General features: G+C 62.9%; 4 protein-coding genes. 3 read left to right on the forward strand and 1 reads right to left on the reverse strand.

All coding sequences use genetic code 11. From position 1 onward, the window contains the following. The 3 genes from QT222_RS02395 to QT222_RS02405 form a co-directional block, all read left to right on the forward strand. A partial coding sequence (locus QT222_RS02395; protein ID WP_491476186.1) for a metal-dependent hydrolase occupies positions 1-395 on the forward strand: 395 nt, incomplete at its 5' end. 77 nt (positions 396-472) lie between these two features. Further along, positions 473-1,054 (forward strand): peroxidase-related enzyme, encoded by a 582-nt coding sequence (locus QT222_RS02400; RefSeq protein WP_491476187.1) that lies wholly within the window; start codon positions 473-475, stop codon positions 1,052-1,054. Positions 1,055-1,136: 82 nt separating this feature from the next. Further along, positions 1,137-1,331, forward strand: coding sequence for a cold-shock protein (locus QT222_RS02405; protein ID WP_004572435.1), 195 nt, complete (start codon positions 1,137-1,139; stop codon positions 1,329-1,331). Positions 1,332-1,455: 124 nt separating this feature from the next. On the opposite strand, the gene QT222_RS02410 is transcribed toward QT222_RS02405, so the two are convergent. Continuing rightward, positions 1,456-2,250 (reverse strand): creatininase family protein, encoded by a 795-nt coding sequence (locus tag QT222_RS02410; protein ID WP_004572434.1) that lies wholly within the window; start codon positions 2,248-2,250, stop codon positions 1,456-1,458. Positions 2,251-2,469: the final 219 nt, after the last annotated feature.

The raw sequence follows: 2,469 nt of genomic DNA on the forward strand, positions 1-2,469 counted from the left end.
GGGCGGTAATGTGCTGGTTGGCGATGCTCCCCGATTACGACATGCGTATTCCCGGTATCTCACACCGCGGACCGACACACACGCTCCTGTTTGCGGTCCTCGTAGGCGGTGTCGGTGGCGGCGGTGCGTTTCTGCTCGCAAGCAACGTCGGCCAGCCCGAGGCGGCGGCGACGACACTCGGCGCGTTCGGGTTCGCCGTCGGCACGCTTACCATCATTGCACACCTCCTCGCCGACGCGCTCACGCCAGCGGGAATCCGTCCGTTGTGGCCGCTTTCGTCCCGGAAATTCACGCTCTCGCTGTGGACCGCCGATAACACCGTTGCCAACTACGGACTCTTCGCAGTCGGCGTCTTCGCGGTTGCGGCGGCGGCCTACCTCTCGCTTATCCTTTGAACGAGCGCGGCCGCACTTCCCATATCGTCCCTAGAATCTGAGGAATCATTAAGGTCTATCCGGGAGTGAACCGAGGCATGGACGACGATGCGATGCGCCGATTCCCGGTGCCCGACCTCGACGACCTCCCGGACGACCTGCGCGAGCGAATCGAAGACGAGACAGAACGCGCCGGGTTTACGCCCAACGTCTTCGCCGCGCTCGCGTACAAGCCCTCGCACTGGCGGGCCTTCTTCGACTACCACGACGCCCTCGTCGACGACACGGACCTCGAACGCCACGAAGTCGAGATGATAATCGTCGCCGTCTCGGGTGTCAACCACTGTTACTACTGCAACGTCGCCCACGGCGCACTCCTTCGTATCTACGCGGAAGACCCGCTTCTCGCGGACCAACTGGTCGCCAACTACCGTACTGCGGATATTCCCGAGAAGCACAAGACGATGCTCGACGTGGCGGTCAAACTCACCGAGCGCCCGGTCGAAGTCGGCGAAGACGACCTCCAGCGACTCCGAGACGTAGGGTTCTCTGAAGAGGAAGTGTGGGATATCGGTGCGGTCACCGCCTTCTTCAACCTCAGCAACCGTATGACGATGTTCGCCGATATGCGACCTAATGAGGAGTTCCACACGCTCGGGCGGGAACCTCGCGGGGACTAAAAACGCGATGTGTGTTACCACCCGCTATTTATTGTCAACCAGCGGAACTCTTATGGCCTCGTCCGGAGACCGTTGACACGCAATGGCGAAAGGCAAGGTTGCATTCTTCAAGTCCTCCGGCGGCTACGGCTTCATCGAGACAGAAGACCACGACGACGACGTGTTCTTCCACATGGAGGATATCGGCGGCCCTGACCTCGAAGAGGGTCAGGAAGTGGAGTTCGAAATCGAGCAGGCCGATAAAGGCCCGCGTGCGATCAACGTAACGCGGCTCTAAGTCTGCGGACGCTTCGACCGACGGCGACTCGACTGCAAACAGAGTTTTTCATTTTCAGTCGGTGAGCGGCGCGGCTCCGGCGTGTCGACCGCCCGTGGTCGCGCCATGTGAGGTGGGAGTTCAGCTACCGGCGCTCGCCCGGTTGTGGGTCGGCGTGAGCGGGCGCAAGTAGGTCATCTATCGGTTGTGCGTCGAGCCATTCGAGCAGTCGGACGAGTTGGTCGCTTGCGGCCTCGAACAACGTCGCCCCTGCTTCGGGCGTGGCGTCTGTCTGGTCACCGAAGACGCCGTTTTCGGAGTTCTCGATGGCGTCGTAGAACGTCCGCGCGCCGTGCTCGCGGTAGTCGCGGCCCTTGAAGGTTGTTCGCCCGCCGTCGCGAGCGTCTTCGAGTTGGTCTTCGCGGACGAGGTCGCGAGCGATGTGCATAATCATCGCCGTCTCCTTCGGACCGCCGTGCGGGCCGGGATGGTCGAACAGGTCGGTCACGAGGTCCGGAATCGACTTGTCCCACATCCACTCGATGGCGTACATCGTGCCGTCATCGCGGAGGCGGCGGCCGACTTCGCGGAGGTGCTGGACGTTGCCGCCGTGGGCGTTGACGTACACGACGCGGTCGATACCGTGGTACGCGAGGTTGCGCGTCATCGACTCCACGTAATCTCTGAACTGCGGGGCGTCGACCCACATGGTCCCGTGGAACTGTCGGTGGTGCGGACTCACGCCGACGTTCACAGTGGGCGTACAGAGAAAGCCGGTTTTGCCGGCCGCATCGCGGGCCAACGACTCCGCGATGAGGTGGTCAGTCGCGAGCGGGAGGTGCGGGCCGTGCTGTTCGGTCGACCCGAGCGGGACGACTGCAAGCGACGATTCGGCGACGTAGTCGCCCAGTTCTGGCCACGTCTGGTCCGCGATGTACATGACCATCACGACGCAGCGGCGGGGTAAGAAAAGAAAAAGCGAGGGAGCCATTTTCCCTAGTTGTGCTCTCTCGGCCCCACGTCTATGGCGCGCGTTTTCTCCGCAGAGGTCTTTGGGATGGCGGCGGCGCAAGCGGATTCGCTCGGGCGCTAGGTGGGCGCCGTCTCCCCTTTCATCTACCGGCTGGGGGCGTCCCTGAGGTCGGCGGCCGCCTCGCCT

The organism is Haloferax sp. s1 (genome assembly GCF_058382125.1).

Bases quoted from the DNA above. Each gene is read 5' to 3' on its own strand.
- QT222_RS02400 (WP_491476187.1), top strand. From the start codon at position 473: ATGGACGACGATGCGATGCGCCGATTCCCGGTGCCCGACCTCGACGAC.
- QT222_RS02405 (WP_004572435.1), top strand. From the start codon at position 1,137: ATGGCGAAAGGCAAGGTTGCATTCTTCAAGTCCTCCGGCGGCTACGGC.
- QT222_RS02410 (WP_004572434.1), bottom strand. From the start codon at position 2,250: ATGTACATCGCGGACCAGACGTGGCCAGAACTGGGCGACTACGTCGCC.